This is a genomic window from Chryseobacterium sp. C39-AII1 (genome assembly GCF_039672645.1).
GTDB lineage: Bacteria > Bacteroidota > Bacteroidia > Flavobacteriales > Weeksellaceae > Chryseobacterium.
Genome location: NZ_JBDFPQ010000012.1, coordinates 89,854 through 107,327 on the forward strand (window position 1 = coordinate 89,854; position 17,474 = coordinate 107,327).

The 17,474-nt window shown below is 34.4% G+C and carries 16 protein-coding genes and 1 pseudogene; 7 read left to right on the forward strand and 10 right to left on the reverse strand.

Translation table 11 applies throughout. The annotated features are described in order from the left end of the window. Positions 1–20 precede the first annotated feature (20 nt). The 4 genes from ABEG63_RS16745 to ABEG63_RS16760 form a co-directional block, all read right to left on the reverse strand. Entirely contained in the window at positions 21–1,154 is a 1,134-nt protein-coding gene (locus tag ABEG63_RS16745; RefSeq protein ID WP_346586353.1) for an aminotransferase class I/II-fold pyridoxal phosphate-dependent enzyme, read from the reverse strand. A 33-nt stretch (positions 1,155–1,187) separates the two neighbouring features. Further along, positions 1,188–1,646 (reverse strand): regulatory protein RecX, encoded by a 459-nt coding sequence (locus ABEG63_RS16750; RefSeq protein ID WP_346586354.1) that lies wholly within the window; start codon positions 1,644–1,646, stop codon positions 1,188–1,190. Between the two features lie 63 nt (positions 1,647–1,709). After that, the gene (gene glyA / locus ABEG63_RS16755) at positions 1,710–2,975 is read right to left on the reverse strand and encodes a serine hydroxymethyltransferase (protein WP_346586355.1); all 1,266 of its coding nucleotides are present in this window, start codon (positions 2,973–2,975) and stop codon (positions 1,710–1,712) included. A gap of 128 nt (positions 2,976–3,103) precedes the next feature. Then, positions 3,104–4,003 (reverse strand): NAD(P)/FAD-dependent oxidoreductase, encoded by a 900-nt coding sequence (locus ABEG63_RS16760; RefSeq protein WP_346586357.1) that lies wholly within the window; start codon positions 4,001–4,003, stop codon positions 3,104–3,106. A gap of 105 nt (positions 4,004–4,108) precedes the next feature. Between ABEG63_RS16760 and ABEG63_RS16765 the strand changes: the two genes are divergently transcribed. Beyond that, positions 4,109–4,483 carry a transcriptional repressor gene (locus ABEG63_RS16765; RefSeq protein WP_346586359.1) on the forward strand — a complete coding sequence of 125 codons (375 nt, stop codon included), beginning with the start codon at positions 4,109–4,111 and terminating at the stop codon, positions 4,481–4,483. A 269-nt stretch (positions 4,484–4,752) separates the two neighbouring features. On the opposite strand, the gene bla is transcribed toward ABEG63_RS16765, so the two are convergent. From bla to ABEG63_RS16795, 6 genes and pseudogenes are all read right to left on the reverse strand, one after another. Further along, positions 4,753–5,508: a subclass B1 metallo-beta-lactamase gene (bla, locus tag ABEG63_RS16770; RefSeq protein WP_346586361.1), complete on the reverse strand. Its 756-nt coding sequence runs from the start codon at positions 5,506–5,508 to the stop codon at positions 4,753–4,755. 72 nt (positions 5,509–5,580) lie between these two features. Then, a pseudogene (locus tag ABEG63_RS16775) lies at positions 5,581–7,100 on the reverse strand (glycosyltransferase family 39 protein). A gap of 198 nt (positions 7,101–7,298) precedes the next feature. Further along, positions 7,299–8,495, reverse strand: coding sequence for an efflux RND transporter periplasmic adaptor subunit (locus ABEG63_RS16780; RefSeq protein ID WP_312390592.1), 1,197 nt, complete (start codon positions 8,493–8,495; stop codon positions 7,299–7,301). 91 nt (positions 8,496–8,586) lie between these two features. Further along, positions 8,587–9,858 (reverse strand): ABC transporter permease, encoded by a 1,272-nt coding sequence (locus ABEG63_RS16785; RefSeq protein ID WP_267401744.1) that lies wholly within the window; start codon positions 9,856–9,858, stop codon positions 8,587–8,589. A 114-nt stretch (positions 9,859–9,972) separates the two neighbouring features. Continuing rightward, a complete protein-coding gene (locus tag ABEG63_RS16790; protein WP_346586362.1) occupies positions 9,973–11,202 on the reverse strand; it encodes an ABC transporter permease in 1,230 nt (409 codons plus the stop codon). A 104-nt stretch (positions 11,203–11,306) separates the two neighbouring features. Continuing rightward, positions 11,307–11,996 (reverse strand): ABC transporter ATP-binding protein, encoded by a 690-nt coding sequence (locus ABEG63_RS16795; RefSeq protein WP_267401750.1) that lies wholly within the window; start codon positions 11,994–11,996, stop codon positions 11,307–11,309. Positions 11,997–12,423: 427 nt separating this feature from the next. Between ABEG63_RS16795 and ABEG63_RS16800 the strand changes: the two genes are divergently transcribed. The 6 genes from ABEG63_RS16800 (at position 12,424) to ABEG63_RS16825 (ending at position 17,467) form a co-directional block, all read left to right on the forward strand. Then, a complete protein-coding gene (locus ABEG63_RS16800; protein WP_267401752.1) occupies positions 12,424–13,398 on the forward strand; it encodes a ribonucleotide-diphosphate reductase subunit beta in 975 nt (324 codons plus the stop codon). Between the two features lie 9 nt (positions 13,399–13,407). Then, positions 13,408–13,923: a hypothetical protein gene (locus tag ABEG63_RS16805; protein ID WP_346586365.1), complete on the forward strand. Its 516-nt coding sequence runs from the start codon at positions 13,408–13,410 to the stop codon at positions 13,921–13,923. A gap of 112 nt (positions 13,924–14,035) precedes the next feature. Next, a complete protein-coding gene (locus ABEG63_RS16810; RefSeq protein WP_346586367.1) occupies positions 14,036–14,323 on the forward strand; it encodes a hypothetical protein in 288 nt (95 codons plus the stop codon). A 57-nt stretch (positions 14,324–14,380) separates the two neighbouring features. Beyond that, entirely contained in the window at positions 14,381–16,036 is a 1,656-nt protein-coding gene (locus ABEG63_RS16815; RefSeq protein WP_267401755.1) for a ribonucleoside-diphosphate reductase subunit alpha, read from the forward strand. A gap of 117 nt (positions 16,037–16,153) precedes the next feature. Beyond that, the gene (locus tag ABEG63_RS16820; protein WP_346586369.1) at positions 16,154–17,044 is read left to right on the forward strand and encodes a DUF72 domain-containing protein; all 891 of its coding nucleotides are present in this window, start codon (positions 16,154–16,156) and stop codon (positions 17,042–17,044) included. Between the two features lie 192 nt (positions 17,045–17,236). Further along, positions 17,237–17,467, forward strand: a complete 231-nt coding sequence (locus ABEG63_RS16825; protein WP_267401758.1) for a hypothetical protein — start codon at positions 17,237–17,239, stop codon at positions 17,465–17,467. The last annotated feature ends 7 nt before the right edge of the window (positions 17,468–17,474 follow it).

Consider the following 17,474-nt stretch of genomic DNA (forward strand, 5'->3'; position numbering starts at 1 on the left):
ACCAAATTCAAAAAATAAATTTAATTATTAAATAAATTCAAAACTTCTGCAATTCTGCCCTTATCACCGTTATTTAAGCTACTTCCTGATGGCAGGCACAATCCAATTTCAAAAAGTGTACCAGAGGTATTACTTCCAAAAAAATTATAATCTTTATACAAAGGTTGCAGGTGCATTGGCTTCCACAAGTATCTGGTTTCTATATTATTTTCCAAAAAGGTTTGCCTTAATTTTTCCTTCGACAAGTTAGCGTTTTCTTTTATTAAAATAGTATTCAACCAATAGTTAGAATAAAAATTTTCATCAGGTTCGGAAAACAAGTTAATATTTTCCATTCCACTCACTACTTCATGATAAAAATCATGATTCTCTCGTCGTTGATTTATGCGTTTTTCAAGCACTTCCATCTGCCCTCTTCCAATTCCGGCAGAAATATTACTCATTCGATAATTATAGCCAATTTCAGAATGGCAATAATAATCTTTATTATCTTTAGCCTGAGTTGATAAAAATAGAGTTCTTTCCTTGCTAATTTTGTTTCTTGAAATTAAAATTCCGCCGCCGGAAGTGGTAATGATTTTATTTCCGTTAAAACTAATAATCGACAAATCTCCAAACGTTCCACAAAGTTGATTTTTATAGGTACTTCCCAACGCTTCTGCGCTGTCTTCAATAATAGGAATTTCGTATTTTCTGGAAATTTCAAGAATTTCATCCACCATAAAAGGCATTCCATATAATGAAACGGTTATAATTGCTTTAGGTTTTTTTCCTTTCTGCAAACAATATTTTATGGCATCTTCAACCGCATTAGGACATAAATTCCAAGTTGAGCTTTCACTATCCACAAAAACCGGGATTGCTTTCAAATATAAAATAGGATTAGCCGTCGCCACGAATGTAAAAGACTGGCAGATCACAAAATCTCCCTCTTCAACATTTAATAATTGTAAAGCTAAATGAATGGCTGCCGTGCCGGATGACAATGCCGTAACGAATGAATTTTCACCAAAATAATTTTCAAGACTATTTTCAAACTCATCTATGTTAGAACCATATTGGGAAATCCAGTTGGTATCAAAGGCATCGTTTATATATTTAAGCTCGTTGCCACCCATGTGCGGAGGCGAGAGCCAAATTTTATCTTCTTTCAATCTTTGTTCTGTGTTAATTTCTGATTATTATATTTAATCAAAAATATCATTTATTTTCTCATATTCAAAGCCGCGGCTCATTAAATATTTTATGGTTTTGGATTTCCGCTGATATTCCTTTAATCCAGACTGTTTTGAATAATAATCTTCATAGATTTTTCGGATGGTTTTTAGATAATCATCCTCATCAATTTCGTCAAAACAGGAGTTAATCAATTTTTCAGAAATCTGTTTCTGCTTAAGATTCATTTTAATCTTAGCTTTTCCCCAATGCTTAATATAAAACTTACCGCGAATGTAGCTTCTGGTAAATCTTTCTTCATTCAGGTAATTTTCCTGTAAAAGATAAAGTATGATTTCTTCTTTAGCTTCATCAATCAGTAAAAACTCCTTCATCTTCTGCTCGACTTCCGAATGACAACGATCCTGATAAACACAGTAGTTCATCAGTTTCAGTTTTATTTCATTGAAGGTAAAAGATTTCTTTTCCATAGTTATAAAAAAAGAATGAGCAAAGGCGCCCATTCTTTTATATTTAAAATTGAAAGTAAATGATTAATAATTAAATAACGCCTTACCTTCCATTAATTCATTAACACTTTTTCTCACAGAAGCAATAACTTCTTCATTTTTAATATTATCAATCACATCAGAAACAAATCCTGCGATGGTATCCATATCATTTTCCTTCAAGCCTCTTGTAGTAATAGCAGCCGTTCCGAATCTGATACCAGAAGTCGTAAATGGTGACTTATCATCAAACGGAACCATGTTTTTGTTACAAGTAATATCAGCAAGCACTAATGCTTTTTCTGTTTCTTTACCGTTTACATTTTTATTTCTAAGGTCAACAAGCATTAAGTGGTTATCTGTTCCTCCGCTTACGATGTCAAATCCTCTGTCGATCATCGCTTTTGACAATGCCTGAGCGTTTGCCTTCACTTGCTTAGCATACACTTCAAACTGAGTATCCAACGCTTCACCAAAAGCAACCGCCTTACCAGCAATTACATGCTCTAGCGGACCTCCCTGAATTCCTGGGAAAACAGCTCCGTCAAGAACCTGGCTCATCATTTTGATTTCACCTTTTGGCGTTTTATGACCGTATGTATTTTCGAAATCTTTCCCCATCATAATCATACCTCCTCTTGGACCTCTCAATGTCTTGTGAGTCGTAGTCGTTACAACATGACAGTGTTCGAATGGATTATTTAAAAGACCTTTTGCAACCAAACCAGCCGGGTGAGCGATATCTGCCCAAAGTGTAGCCCCAATTTCGTCTGCCACCTCTCTGAATTTAGCATAATCTAAATCTCTTGAATACGCAGAGAAACCAGCGATCAACATTTTTGGCCTTTCTCTCAACGCAACTTCTCTCATTTGATCGTAATCGATAAGACCAGTTTCCTGCTGAACGCCATAAGAAACCACATCATACTGAATACCAGAGAAATTAACCGCAGAACCGTGAGTAAGGTGACCTCCCATAGAAAGATCCATCCCCATGATTTTATCACCAGGTTTCAAAACTGCCAAGTAAATCGCCGCATTAGCCTGAGAACCAGAATGTGGCTGAACATTTACATAATCAACTCCGAAAAGTTCTTTTGCTCTGTTAATTGCTAACGTTTCAACCTCATCTACTACTTCACAACCTCCGTAATATCTTTTTCCGGGATATCCTTCAGCATATTTGTTTGTCAGTACACTTCCCATTGCCTTCATTACGTTTTCAGAAACGAAATTTTCTGACGCAATAAGCTCTAATCCATGAGATTGTCTTTGTCTTTCCTTTTCAATCAGGTCGAAAATAATGTCCATTTTACTTTTACTTTTAGAATTTTTTCACCCCAAAAGTACGAAATTTTCAGAGAGAATGAATAATCACAAAGGATGATTTTTGAAATGCCTCCATGGTTTATAAGCTTATCAGTAAATCAAGCTATTCTTTATATAAAATCTTCTTCCGACAGTTCTTTATTCACCACAGCTCCGGCAAAATTACCTTGAGCAACAGCATTCGCAACCGATCTCATCATCGTGGTATTATCTCCGCAGGCAAAAACCCCTGGAATAGTTGTCTTCATCATCATATCAACTTTAATGAATCCATTTTCATTTAATTCAATTCCAAGATCATCAACATTGATGTTTTGTTCGAAAGGAATTTTAGCATACAAAGCTTCCAATAGAATTTCTTTTCCGTTTTTAAGAATCACTTTCTGAATTTGTCCGTTTTTATGTAGAATTTCAGCAATTTCATCTTCTATAATATTTATTTTATGTTGATTAAATTTTTCTGTTTGCTCTTCATTTAAAGCAGATTTTCCGTTCGTAAATAAAGTAACCTCTTTTGTTAAATTAAAAACAAGCTTCGTAAAATCAAAAGCCATATCTCCGTTTGCCATAATTCCGGTAGTTTTTCCTTTTACTTCATAGCCATGGCAGTACGGACAATGAATAACAGAAATTCCCCAACATTCTGCAAATCCGGGAATATCAGGCATCATATCTTTAACCCCAGACGCCAGGATTATTTTTTTAGCATTAAATTTTTCTCCGTTAGCTGTTTCAACCTCGAAATCATCTTCATTTTTAATTATTTTCACGACTTTTCCTTCATGAAATGTTACGGTTTTATATTTCAGAACCTGTTCTTTAGCCAAATCAGAAATTTCTTTCGGCGTTTTTCCGTCCTGGGTAATAAAATTATGTGAATGTGGCGTCTGTCGGTTGCAAGGTTTTCCGCTGTCTATGATTAAGACATTTCTTAAAGACCTTCCCAAAGCCATTGCGGCAGATAATCCGGCGTAGCTTCCTCCTATAATGATGACCTCTTTATTTTCCATAGTATTTCTTGTTGATAGTTGATAGTTGATAGTTGATAGTTGCAAAGGTAAGAGAAATTTTCATTAATGCGACTTAATCGCAATAATAATCCTTATCTTTGTACTATGGCAAAGAGAAATACCCCGACCAAGCAATTGATTTTAGATTCTTTAAAAAAGTCTAAATCTGCGGTGAGTCAGGAAATTTTACAGAAAGAATTGGGTGAAGCGGTAGATCGCGCCACTATTTATCGGGTGCTTAATAGTTTTTGTGATGACGGAATTGTTCACAAAATTTTAGGGGACGACGGAAAGTATTATTTTGCTTTTTGTGTCAACTGTTCCGAGAAAAAGCATTGGCATAATCATTTCCACTTTAAATGCCTGAATTGTGGAAAAATTGAATGTTTACCCAATGAAGTTGAAGTTAAATTACCGAAAGGTTATCGCTCCGTTAATTTCAATGGGTTTATTTCCGGATATTGTTCGGAATGTTCCTAGACCTGTTTAAATTTTATTTCTATTGCCTTTATTAATTTTGCTAAGGATTTTTTATTTTTAACGCAAAGTTTTAATGTAAAGCAAAGTATATTCTAGTGAGCAAAGAAGAATCAACAAGTTGATTGGATGAAGCTGTATTTTCAAGCTTCGCGAAGCAAATTTATTTGCGTTTACCTTCTAAAAATCAGTATAAAGCAATAAAATCTTTGCGTTAAAAAAAGATCATGATATTCTAAAATAAATATTGTATCAAAATTTTAAATGAGTTCTTAGTTATTCTTGAATAGTTTGATGGTATAATCCAGCAATTCTTCGCCGCCAATTTCACCATGACCAGGAATGACTATTTTAGCATCCGGATATTTTGCTTTCACTTTTTCAACGGTTGCTGACCAGGTTTTAACATTAGCATCACCAAGATAACCTTTTGTGGCATTCATTTCTTTAATTAAACAACCTCCAAACATTGCTTTTTCTTTCGGGAAATATCCCACCACGTTGTCTTTAGTATGCCCTTCACCAAAAAATTGGATATACACTTTTTGATTTCCAACTTTTAAAACCTGTGAATTTTCAAAGCCATGATTGGGAATACTTACTCCAGCTTTCTTAGCAAGCTCAATCGTTTTATTATTTGAATAAGAAGGAATATTATTTTTAGTAAATTCTTTCAACCCACCCAAACAATCTTCGTGAAAATGTGTGGGAATTACCGCATTTATTTTTGAATGAAGATTGTTTTTAATAAACGAAATTAATTCTGTAGAGCTTTTATCATTGGTTGGAGTGTCAAAAATAATGGTTTCGTTACCATCTTTTGCGATCATTCCGTTGCATTCAACTTTACCAAAAGAATCGGTTTGTAAATAGGAAATATGCTGAAAAACATTCTCCGATAACTGAATAATTTTTAGGTCATCAGAACTATATACTATTTTACTTTTTACAGCCACTGATTTTTGAGAATAGCAAACAGCAAAAGTGGTAATCAAAAGTAAAAACAGGAATCTGGATATTGATTTCATAGCAAATTTTTATTTTTACTAAAATAGAGAATTTCAAACATTCAATATTATCCTACCGTAGTTAATTATCTGTTAATATCCGCCTTTTTCTTCAATAATTTCTTCTTGAAGTCTTTTTCTGATATCTATTTTTGCACCTTCAAAACTGAAAATTACAGTACCCTTTTCTCTAGCATATTGATCAGTAACAGAATCTGCAATTTTAGATCTTTGAAAGATTTTACCGGTTTGCTCAAGCTCATCTTCAGGATTTTCTTTTACCCGAATAACATTATTGTAATACTTTGATAAATTAAACCAATTAAGATAGTCTGCATTAAAAGAAACCGCCCTTATTCCTTTGCGGGAATAATAGTTAATCGCTCCCGCTTCCCCGTAATTATCACAAATCACAATGGTATTTCCGGATTTCGACAATGCTTCATATTCTTTATCTACTTTTTCAGCCAACTCCTTCCAGCCGCGCATATCTGAGAAATCCTGTGGCAAAGAATGATCTTTTCCATCTTCCCAACGAAGCAAGCCCAATTTTTTATAATTTTCAGGATGATCTACAATATATTGCGGACTTTTATTCGGAAAAGCAATCTGATATAGAGGTAAAAAAAGCAAAATGGGAATCAAAATACTTATTGGTTGTACCAGTTTTTTCACCCAGCCTTTTTCAAAAAGATGAGCAAGAAAAACAGCTCCGACAGCGATATACGTAGGATACAAACCAATGGCATAATAATCTTTAGCTTTGAAAACTAAAAATATTGCAATCGTAAAAATATAAGTCCAAAATAAAAAACGAATTTTTTCGAAAGGTTGATAAAAAACTAACGCATAGAATCCTGAAATAATTACAAAAAGAACTCCAATAAAAAACAGAATCTGTGATTTCACAAAATCAAAACGATCAACATTTACCAATTGCCTTTCCGACAATTCTTTCATGTGCTTAATGACCGGAAAATGGTTATGGTACTGCCATAAAATATTCGGTAAAACGATCAATAAAGCTAAAATCAGAGCAAAATAAAGATGCTTTTGAAGAAATATTTTTCTTTGTTTTGTCACTAACAAACCAGGGATTAATCCCAACACCGCAAAAGCTATATTATATTTATTCAAGAATCCGATCCCGAAAATAATTGCGGCAGTATACAGCCATTTTACTTTTCTGAATTAAAATATTTAATTAAAACATAATATAACATCGTCCAAAGTAATACTTCTAAAGACGTAGGTTGAAAAAGCATATTAACACGAAGTAAAACAGAGAATAAAATTCCGGTTGAAGTCAAAATTTTAGCATAAAGGTCACCTTTTAATTCTTCAACGATTTTCCAAACAACAACAATCGTTAAAGCACCGAATAACGCCGGAAAAAATTTCACCCAAAACACAGAATTACCTAACATCTTCACGATAAAAGCCAACCAGGAATTTACTGGCGGAACGGATAAATATCCCCACGCTAAATGATTTGCCTGATCTAAATGCAAATATTCATCACGATGAAGCTCATATTCAGATCCTATCAAAGAATATTGCAAAATAAATTTCGCGAGAACAAAAAGAAAAAGGATAAGGTAATTATTTTTCATAGAATTAATTTAATAGTTTAAAAGTAAGACATTTCAGGCTGTGATCTCATTACTTTTCAGAATACATTTTAATACAAAATTATTCACAGCTTCTTCCCTTCACCCCGTCTCGTCCTGAATGATAAATTCAACGCTAAACAAAAAAATCCTGAGAAATAATTTCTCAGGATCTCAGTTTAAAACTATAGTGTTAGTTTATTATTTTTTTGTTTTTGCTTTCAGTTCTTCTTTGTCTTTGTCAGAAGGATTCCAAACTTTAACTTCAGAATTTTTGTCAATTCCTGAAAGAACCTGAACGTTGATTCCATCGCTCGCACCTAATTTAATATAGGCTTTCTTGAAAGTACCGTTAGCCTGCTTCACCTCAACGAAAGGAACATCTTTTCCGTTTTTCTTTTCGTATTGAACTAAAGATTCATCCAATAACAACGCATTTTTCTGGGAACTTAAAACGATCTCACCGTTTGCAGAAAAACCAGCTCTGATGTATTCATTATTCGGATTGTTCACATCACCTTCCACCGGGAATTTAATTGTTCCGTTCGTATCTTTTCCTTTCGGAGCGATCATCGTCAGTTTTCCTGGAAATGTTTTATTTTGAAGAGCACCAATGACAATGCTCATATCCATACCTTGCTTTAATTTACCCGCTTGTGCTTCATCAATCTCACCTTGGAAAATCAATGAATTTAAATCTGCAATTGAACAAATGGTTGTTCCTGCGTTGAACGAGTTCGCCTCAATTACCTGACTTCCAACTTTCACAGGAACTTCAAGCACTGTACCGGAAGCTTTTGAACGAATCTGAGTGGTTGCCAACCCTTGCAATTCCGGCGTGGAACCTGTTTTTGCGATTTGCAATGTTTTTTGGGCCGTCACCAAAGCCTGTTGAGCATTTTTAAGCGATTGCTGTGTAGAATATAGCTGTTGCTGAGAATTCAAAAACTCCTGTTTTGAAGCCACTCCCTGCTTGTACAGTTTATCCTGCATTTCGAATTGCTTACGCATGTTTTCAACATTCAGTTTTGCATTTGCAATTTGAAGTTGTTGGTTATCCACATTTTGCTGTGCACTGTTTACATCTGCAAGATTCGGAACAATTCTCACGGTTGCGATCAGCTGTCCAGCTACTACTTTATCACCTTCATCCACCAAAATTTTATCGATAATTCCTGCAATATTTGGCTTAATCTCAATTTCTTCTTTTGGAACAATTTTTCCTGTTGCCATTACCTTATCATCCATATTCTGAATGGTTGGTTTTCTGGTAAGGAAAGCTTCGTTCTCTTTGGAGTTCGATTTTATTAAATACCCGATTCCCGAGATCAATGCCACTGCAAATAAAAGCCCCAGCAAAATATAAATGGCCTTTTTCCAAGTGAATTTCTTTTTCATATAGATAGTTTATTTTTTTTTTGAATGAAAGATTTAATAACTCAAAGATTGGTTTTTGATGATCAAATTTTCACATTAAATTATTTTCAAATTACTCTGTTCTTAATGCTTCAATTGGTCGGATTTTTACGGCTCTTTGTGCCGGAATCATCCCGATAATTAACCCTAAAAATACCATTACCGACATGGCTGCGAATACATTTCCATAGTTTACCGTCGGATTATAAAACGGAAACGAATCCTGACCCTGGGTTGCCATATTTAAAATAATAAGCACAAATATTCCGAGGATAAATCCTAATATTCCCGAGGAAAGCGTAATCACCACGCTCTCCAGCAAAATTTGGTTTCTCACTTCGGAAGGTTTTGCTCCTAATGCCCTTCTGATACCAATTTCCTTGGTTCTTTCTTTTACTGTAATTAAAAGGATGTTGGAAATAGCAATTACCCCGGCTAAAATCGTTAAAGTTCCCACAATAATGGTTAACAACTGCATTCCGGTAAGGAAACCGGTCAGTTTTTTAAACTCTTTTCCTAAGTTGAAACTTCCGAAAGCATTGGTATCTTCAGGAGAAACTTTATTTTTTGATTTTAAAGCCTGCTTTACTTTTTCTTCAACATCATTCACGTTAGCATTTGGTTTACTTACAATCGCAAACATATCGATCTGATCTCCCGCATTGTACATTTTCGTATACGTAGAAAGTGGAATAAAAGCCGTTTGATCATTCTCAAAACCGCCGCCTTTTTTTATTCTGAATACTCCGATCACATTAAAGAAAATCCCTTTGATGTTAATTGATTTTCCAATCGGGTTTTCATTCTTTTTAGAATCGAAAAAGTTTTTATAAATCTCTTCCCCAATTACGGCTACATTTTTATTTCCAGAAACATCGGCATCATTAATATATCTTCCGAAAATCAGCTTCTTTTCAGAAATTTTATTTCCTACAGGATAATCTCCCGTTAAAGAATAGGTTGCGTTTTTACCGTTTCTAGACATTGATTCTCCCGGTGTTCCTGTGAAACTTCCACGAGAATTTTGAGGCGAAATATAATCGATCTCCGGAATTTTATTTTTCAACATCTGAATGTCGGGTAAATTAAGATGCAAATCTCTTCCTTTTGGAAAACCTTCGTAAGGAATCGCCGTATTTTGTGCCCAAAGGAAAATGGAATTCGTGGCGAATCCCGAGAATAATTTATCAAAACCATTCTCCATCCCTTTTGCGGCACCCAAAAGACTTACATACAAAAACATACCCCAACCTACCCCGATCATGGTAAGGAACGTTCGAAGCTTATTATTCCTCAACGAATAATAAATTTCCTGCCACGTATCTTTTTTAAATATGATGTTCATTTTTAATGTCAATTTTTTATAATATAAAAGTGAAATATCAATACTCAATTTACTTTGTAGTCAATTTTTACAATTTACTTGCGGAGCAAAATTCATTATTCACCATTCACATTTTTATTCCGTTCTCAATGCTTCAATTGGTTTAATTTTCGACGCACGGTATGCCGGAACAAATCCTGCAATCAATCCTGAAAATACCAAAGCGATAAATGCCGCGAAGATCGTTCCCCAACCCACACTCGGGTTTTTGATGAAAAATTCTTCAAGACTGTCTCCAATCAAGCTTAAAGCTAAAACCCCAACACCGACACCTACAAATCCTGAAACTACTGTGATCACCACACTTTCCTGAACAATTAAGGCAACAATACTTCTTGGTTTGGCTCCAATCGCTTTTCGAACTCCGATTTCTTTGGTTCTTTCTTTCACGATATACACCATGATATTACTGATCCCTATAATTCCTGCCAGCAAAGTTCCTAATCCGATGAAGGTTACAATGGCGGTAAGAACTGCCATAAACATGAAGGTATCTTCCATATTTTTAGCATTGTTCCAGACACGCACACCGTTTTCGTCGTCTGGAGAAACACTTTTTCTAGCTTTTAATTTATCTCTTAATTCATCACCATATTTTACGGCTTCCTGTGGGCTCAGCTTTTCGTTGTAAGCAATATAAACCGTGCTTACCGTATCAGACCCCTTTTTCATCTGTTGCAAAGTGGTAATCGGAACAGAGATATGTCTTTCATCCCAGTCGCCGCCGTCGTCGGAGAACACGCCAACCACTTTGAACATGGTTCCGTTGATATCTAAATCTTTACCAACAGGGCTTCCGTTTTTAATTAAATCTCGCTGAACCATTCTCCCGATCACCGCAACATTCTGTTTTCTTTCCAAATCGGTAGGTGTAAGATATCTTCCTTCAAGAATTTTTCTGTTTTCGATATATTTTTCTCCAGGTTCAGATCCGTTTACAGAATAAGTACCGCTTTCCTTTCCGTATTTTACCAATAAACTCGATTGGTATCTCGGTGTTGCCTGTCCTACTTTTTCTTTATCCGTATTGACTAGAAAATCATAGTCATCATTATTCATTGTCACTACTCTATCAGACTGCAAACCACCGTACGCAATGGTTGTTTTTCCTGTAAAAATGGAAATCAGGTTTTGGGCATCTCTCGCGAAACCTTCCGTAAAGGCATTTTGAAGACCTTTCCCAATTCCGAAAAGAACAATGAAAATAAATAACCCTAAAGCCACGGTAAAACCCGAAAGTACCGTTCGCAATACATTACTGCGAATAGAACTGAATATTTCCTGCCAACGATCTAGGTCAAACATATATTAAGATTTGAAGCGGGAAGCCTGATGATGGAAGTCTCCAATCTTTCCGCTGATTTATTTTTATTATTAATACTTCCTTTCTTCTATCTTCCAGCTTCCAGCTATAAGACAATCTGCTTTATAAACTCATCGCTTTCAATGATTCCGTCACGAAGAACAACATTTCGTTTTGTCTGCGCCGCCACATCAGGTTCGTGAGTTACCACAATAATTGTTTTTCCCTCATTATTAATTTCCTGAAGAAGTTTCATGATATCATGTGTTGTTTTAGAATCCAATGCTCCCGTAGGTTCATCCGCCAAAACAACTTTAGGATCGGTAATTAGCGCTCTTGCAATCGCCACTCTTTGCTTTTGTCCTCCGGAAAGTTCGTTCGGAAGGTGAGTCGCCCATTGCGCCAGACCTACTTTTTCAAGATATTCCATCGCTTTTTGGTTACGCTCTTTTCTGGGAACATTTTGATAATATAAAGGAAGAGCGACATTATCCAACGCCGTTTTATATCCAATCAAATTAAATGACTGAAAAATGAATCCCAAAAATTTACTTCTGTATTCCGCTGCTTTTACTTCTGATAAATGTTCGATAGGAACGCCATCCAATTCATAAGTCCCGGAATCTTTTTCATCAAGAATCCCGATGATATTAAGAAGAGTAGATTTTCCCGATCCCGAGCTTCCCATAATAGAAACAAACTCGCCTTCAGAAATATTAAGATTAATACCCTTGAGAACGTGCAACTTACTTTTTCCCGTATCGTATGATTTATGTAAATCCTGAATTACTAACATTAAGTGATGTATGTTTTTATAGCTAATAAGTAGATGATATTTTCGATTTGTTACAAGATTAAAAATTTATTGAATATTTTTATTGTTTAACTCATTACACCTTTATTTAAAGCAAATTATAAAAAAGTGTTTAATTGTAACTTTACAATTCCCTTTATTTTCCACACATATTCGTGGATAAGCCAATACCTATGCAGGTTTTATGTAAATGTGGAAAACTTTTGCGATTAAAAGTCAATCAATTACTCTTTAGCTCTTTCAAATACAGTTCTTTTTTTCGACCTTTGTGCTTCGCACGGCACAAGAAATAAAAACACTTACTATGTGAAAAATTTACACCAGTAAATCACAAAAAATCAAGTTGTTGAATATTTTTTGCACTTTATCCACAGTGATCTAATTATTTTAATTTTAAAGACATTTTAATATGGGAATTTTTGATAAAAGAGTAAGTTACAAACCATTTGAATATCCTGAGGTTCTTCAATTTGTAGAAGCTATCAACAAATCATTTTGGGTACATTCTGAAGTGGATTTTACTGCAGATGTTCAGGATTTTCATTCGCAGTTGGAACCACATGAAAAAAATGCGGTGAAAAACGCACTTTTAGCAATCGCACAAATCGAGGTTTCTGTAAAATCTTTCTGGGGAAATCTTTACAACCACCTTCCGAAGCCGGAACTAAACGGTTTGGGATCTACTTTTGCAGAATGTGAATTCCGTCACTCGGAGGCTTATTCTCGTTTGCTTGAGGTGTTGGGATACAACGAAGAGTTTACGAATGTTGTAGAAGTTCCTGCTTTAAAGAAAAGAATTGAATTTTTGTCTAATGTTTTAAAACATGCCAATTCTTCAACTCCTAAAGAGTATGTTTCATCTCTTTTATTATTCAGTATTCTTATCGAAAATGTGTCTTTGTTTTCTCAGTTTGCAATCATCCTTTCATTTACAAGATTTAAAGGTTACATGAAAAATGTTTCTAACATTATCGCTTGGACTTCGGTAGATGAGCAAATTCACGCCAACGGAGGAATTTATTTAATCAACAAAATTCGTGAAGAGCAACCTAACCTTTTAACAGATTCTGACATTGAAGACATCTATACTTTGGTAGATCAGTCGGTAGAATTAGAAGGTGAAATCCTTGACTGGATCTTTGAATTGGGTGAGCTTGATAAATTCTCAAAATTAGATTTAATCAACTTTATGAAATACCGTGTTGATGACAGTTTAAAGAAAATAAACATGGCACCGCGTTATAATATTTCTCCTGAACAATATCGCCCTTTAATGTGGTTTGAGGAAGAAGTTTTTGCTAATTCTATGGATGATTTCTTTGCGAAAAGACCTGTAGATTACACGAAGCACGATAAGAGTATTACGGCGAACGATTTATTTTAATTATCAAGATTGAATTTAGATTTCTATAAAAATAAGTTCGAAAGAGAACAGAAAAGACGAGTTGATTTAGATAGTGCTATGAATCTTCCCATTCTTGTTTTAACATTGATAATGGGATTAAATTCATATGTTTTAAAAGCTTACAAATTTAATTCTACATGGTCTATTTTAGATTATTCAATTGTTGTTTTTTTAATATTAAGTGTTATATTAATTTTAATATCTTCTTACTTTATATTTTTAGCTAGTAATAATCTTCTCAAAGGATTCGATTATCCGCATTTTGATTTAATGTTAAAATATAGAGAAATTGAATTATTTAATAAAGATTGTGATGATGAGAATGAAAAAATAGATTTAGAAGAACTAGTTAAAGACAAATTAGTCATATACGCTGACGAATCAACCTTGATTAATGAAAAAAGAGGAGAAAATTTATTTCAGTCTAGAAAATTTATAATAATAAACTTTATAATTACGATAATCAATATTATCATAACCACTTCAATAAATTTATTAAAATGAGTAATACAAATAATAAACCTTCAGAGCCAAAGCCTCGTCCCCAATTACCTGGTGACAGAAGAGAAAAAGGTGAAGATTTACCTATTGTTAAAAAGTAAACCAAACACAAAATATGATTAATGTAATTGTAACCTACACCGTAAAACCTAGCTTTGTTTCAGAAAACAAAGCCAATATTCAAAAGTTTTTAAATGATTTTAAAAATCTTGATCAGGAAACATTTGAATATAAGGTATATGTAAAAGAAGATGGTGTTACGTTTGTACATTATTCTAATTATAATAATGAAGAGGTTCAGCATGAGGTTTTGAATGTTCCGTCTTTTAAAGAATTTCAAAAATTAAGAGATGAAAGCGGATTGAATGATTCGCACAAAGTAGAAATTTTACAATCAATATAAAAAACAACAAAATTCCGGAGTATAAACACTGCTTCGGAATTCGAAAATATAATTGCAATGGACGAAAATAACAATATTTGGTGGCTCAATGAAGAATCTGAGCAAATGCTAAACAGAGGATATTTGCTGAAAGGTGAAACTGTAGAAGGAGCAATCGACAGAATTACTACGGCAGCTGCCAAAAAACTATACAAACCTGAGCTTCAGCCTGCTTTCAAGGAAATGATTACTAAAGGATGGATCAGTTTCTCATCTCCTGTTTGGGCAAATATGGGAACACAGAGAGGTCTTCCGATCTCTTGTTTCAACGTTCACATTCCGGACAGCATTGAAGGAATTACCCACAAAATGGGTGAGGTGATCATGCAGACGAAAATTGGCGGTGGAACTTCAGGATATTTCGGAGAGCTTCGTAACAGAGGAACTGCCGTTACAGACAACGGAAAATCTTCTGGTGCGGTTTCTTTCATGAAATTATTCGACACCGCAATGGATGTTGTTTCTCAAGGTGGTGTAAGAAGAGGTGCTTTTGCTGCGTATCTTGACATCGACCACGGAGATATTGAAGAATTTTTATCAATTAAAGATATTGGAAGCCCTATCCAGAACCTGTTTACAGGAATTTGCGTTCCTGATTACTGGATGCAGGATATGATCGATGGTGACATGGATAAGCGTAAAATCTGGGCGAGAGTATTGGAAAGCCGTCAGCAAAAAGGTCTTCCTTATATTTTCTTCACAGATAATGTTAACAGAAACAAACCACAAGTTTACAAAGACTTAGGAATGCCTGTAAACGCAAGTAACCTTTGTTCTGAAATCATGCTTCCTTCTACAAGAGAAGAATCTTTCATCTGCTGTTTATCATCAATGAACTTAGAATTATATGATGAGTGGAAAGATACAAATGCTGTACAATTAGCAGTGTATTTCTTGGATGCAGTTTTAACTGAATTTATCGAAAAAACAGAAGGAAACTATTATCTTCAGGGAGCAAGAAACTTCGCAATGCGTCACAGAGCACTTGGTTTAGGAGTTTTAGGATACCATTCTTACTTACAGAAAAATATGATTCCGTTTGAAAGTTTTGAGGCAACTCAATTCAATGCAAGAGCTTTCAGACACATCAAAGAGCAAGCAGAGCAAGCTTCAAGAGAATTAGCAAACATCTACGGAGAACCTGAATTATTGAAAGGTTACGGATTGAGAAATACTACGACAATGGCAATCGCTCCTACTACTTCAAGTTCTGCAATTTTAGGACAAACTTCTCCAGGAATCGAGCCGTTTGCATCTAACTACTACAAAGCTGGTTTGGCAAAAGGAAACTTTATGCGTAAGAACAAGTATTTAGCAAAATTGTTGGAAGAAAAAGGCATCGACAACGAAGAAACGTGGAGAACAATTATGTTGAACCACGGATCTGTTCAGCATTTGAAAGAATTAACTGACGAAGAAAAAGCAGTATTCAAAACGTTCAAAGAAATTTCTCCAATGGAGATTATTTCGCAGGCAGCGCAAAGACAGCAATACATCGATCAGGCACAGTCGCTGAACTTACAAATTCCTTCTACAATGCCGGTAAAAGACGTAAACTATCTTTATATCGAAGCTTGGAAAAAAGGTGTAAAAACTTTGTATTACCAAAGAAGTTCTTCTGTTTCTAAAGAGATGATGGTAAATTTCGTTACCTGCTCAGCTTGTGAAGCTTAAGATCAGCAAATAATAAACATCTATATATTTACGAAGCACGCTGAAAAGCGTGCTTTTTTATTTCTTCGGATTGTTCTATCTTTGTTTACATAGTTTAATCACAAAAAGAAAGCAGATATGAAATTCGGGCAAGTAGAAGATCCTTCAAAAATAGATTTTACATTACCAAAAGACCATTCAAAAACAAAGGAAATTTTAAATCAAAATAAAAAAGGATTAGAAAATATTTCTATCGGATGTGCAAAATGGAATAAAACAGATCTTAAAGGATTTTATCCGAAAGGAACAAAAGATGAATTAACCTATTATGCCACTCAGTTTAATTCTATAGAACTGAACGCTACTTTCTACGGAATGCCAAGTCCGGAACAGGTACAAACCTGGAAAGAAAAAACTCCGGCAGATTTCAAGTTTTTTCCGAAGATTACCAATACGGTTTCACATTTCAGGAGATTGATTGATGTGACAGATCCGGTGACTCAATTTGCAACATCAGTTTTAAATTTTGATGAAAAATTAGGAATGGTTTTCCTTCAACTTCATGATAATTTTAAACCAAAAGATTACGACAGATTAGAAAAATTTGTAAAAGAATGGCCTAAAGAAGTTCCGTTAGCGATTGAATTGAGAAACACTGAATGGTTTACAGATGAGGAAATCTTAAACACAACTTGTGAACTTTTTGAAGCTCATAATATAACCAATATTATTGTTGATACTGCAGGAAGAAGAGATATGCTTCATATGAGATTAACGACCCCCAACGCATTTATCCGTTATGTTGGAGCCAACGCAGAAAGCGATTATGCAAGACTGGATGACTGGATGAATCATTTAACAAAATGGAAAAAAGAAGGACTTCAAAATCTATATTTCTTTGTTCATCAAAATGTGGAAAAAGCATCACCATTACTTTCGGCCTATTTCATTGAAAAAATGAATAAAGAGTGGAAAACTGACCTTCAAATCCCTAAAATGGCTACAGAAACCAACGGAACGCTATTTTAAACCACTTAAATATTTTCATTCGATATAAATATTCACCATAAAAATCGAATAGAAAATCAATATTAAATAAACAGAATTCATCTTTTCTTTTCGAAGAGATGAATTTTTTTTGATTGCTATTTTTTTGAAAAAACTTATGTAAATTTAGTATAGACAGTTATATAGAATATTAAACCATAAAACAAAAAAGTTATGGAAAATAAAATTTGTGAAATTAGCATTTCCGACAGTTGGCTTGGTGACACTTACATTTTTTATGAAGACAATAGCATCAAGCGAGTTTTTGATTACAACAGCCTAAGCTGCGATGTTACAGAATGGCTGAAGCCAAAACAGATAAGCAAACATAATAAGGATAAACTGATAAAAAAATGTCCGGAATCATGTAAAGAAAGAATAATGTTAATTTTAGACTATCCTTAACAAAACT

What these genes read in the sequence shown, in the direction of transcription:
- ABEG63_RS16820 (WP_346586369.1), top strand. Translation starts at nt 16,154, where the DNA reads ATGAAATTCGGGCAAGTAGAAGATCCTTCAAAAATAGATTTTACATTA.
- ABEG63_RS16765 (WP_346586359.1), top strand. Translation starts at nt 4,109, where the DNA reads ATGGCAAAGAGAAATACCCCGACCAAGCAATTGATTTTAGATTCTTTA.
- ABEG63_RS16790 (WP_346586362.1), bottom strand. Translation starts at nt 11,202, where the DNA reads ATGTTTGACCTAGATCGTTGGCAGGAAATATTCAGTTCTATTCGCAGT.
- ABEG63_RS16795 (WP_267401750.1), bottom strand. Translation starts at nt 11,996, where the DNA reads ATGTTAGTAATTCAGGATTTACATAAATCATACGATACGGGAAAAAGT.
- ABEG63_RS16815 (WP_267401755.1), top strand. Translation starts at nt 14,381, where the DNA reads ATGGACGAAAATAACAATATTTGGTGGCTCAATGAAGAATCTGAGCAA.
- bla (WP_346586361.1), bottom strand. Translation starts at nt 5,508, where the DNA reads ATGAAATCAATATCCAGATTCCTGTTTTTACTTTTGATTACCACTTTT.
- ABEG63_RS16785 (WP_267401744.1), bottom strand. Translation starts at nt 9,858, where the DNA reads ATGAACATCATATTTAAAAAAGATACGTGGCAGGAAATTTATTATTCG.
- ABEG63_RS16810 (WP_346586367.1), top strand. Translation starts at nt 14,036, where the DNA reads ATGATTAATGTAATTGTAACCTACACCGTAAAACCTAGCTTTGTTTCA.
- ABEG63_RS16780 (WP_312390592.1), bottom strand. Translation starts at nt 8,495, where the DNA reads ATGAAAAAGAAATTCACTTGGAAAAAGGCCATTTATATTTTGCTGGGG.
- ABEG63_RS16825 (WP_267401758.1), top strand. Translation starts at nt 17,237, where the DNA reads ATGGAAAATAAAATTTGTGAAATTAGCATTTCCGACAGTTGGCTTGGT.
- ABEG63_RS16750 (WP_346586354.1), bottom strand. Translation starts at nt 1,646, where the DNA reads ATGGAAAAGAAATCTTTTACCTTCAATGAAATAAAACTGAAACTGATG.
- ABEG63_RS16800 (WP_267401752.1), top strand. Translation starts at nt 12,424, where the DNA reads ATGGGAATTTTTGATAAAAGAGTAAGTTACAAACCATTTGAATATCCT.
- ABEG63_RS16760 (WP_346586357.1), bottom strand. Translation starts at nt 4,003, where the DNA reads ATGGAAAATAAAGAGGTCATCATTATAGGAGGAAGCTACGCCGGATTA.
- glyA (WP_346586355.1), bottom strand. Translation starts at nt 2,975, where the DNA reads ATGGACATTATTTTCGACCTGATTGAAAAGGAAAGACAAAGACAATCT.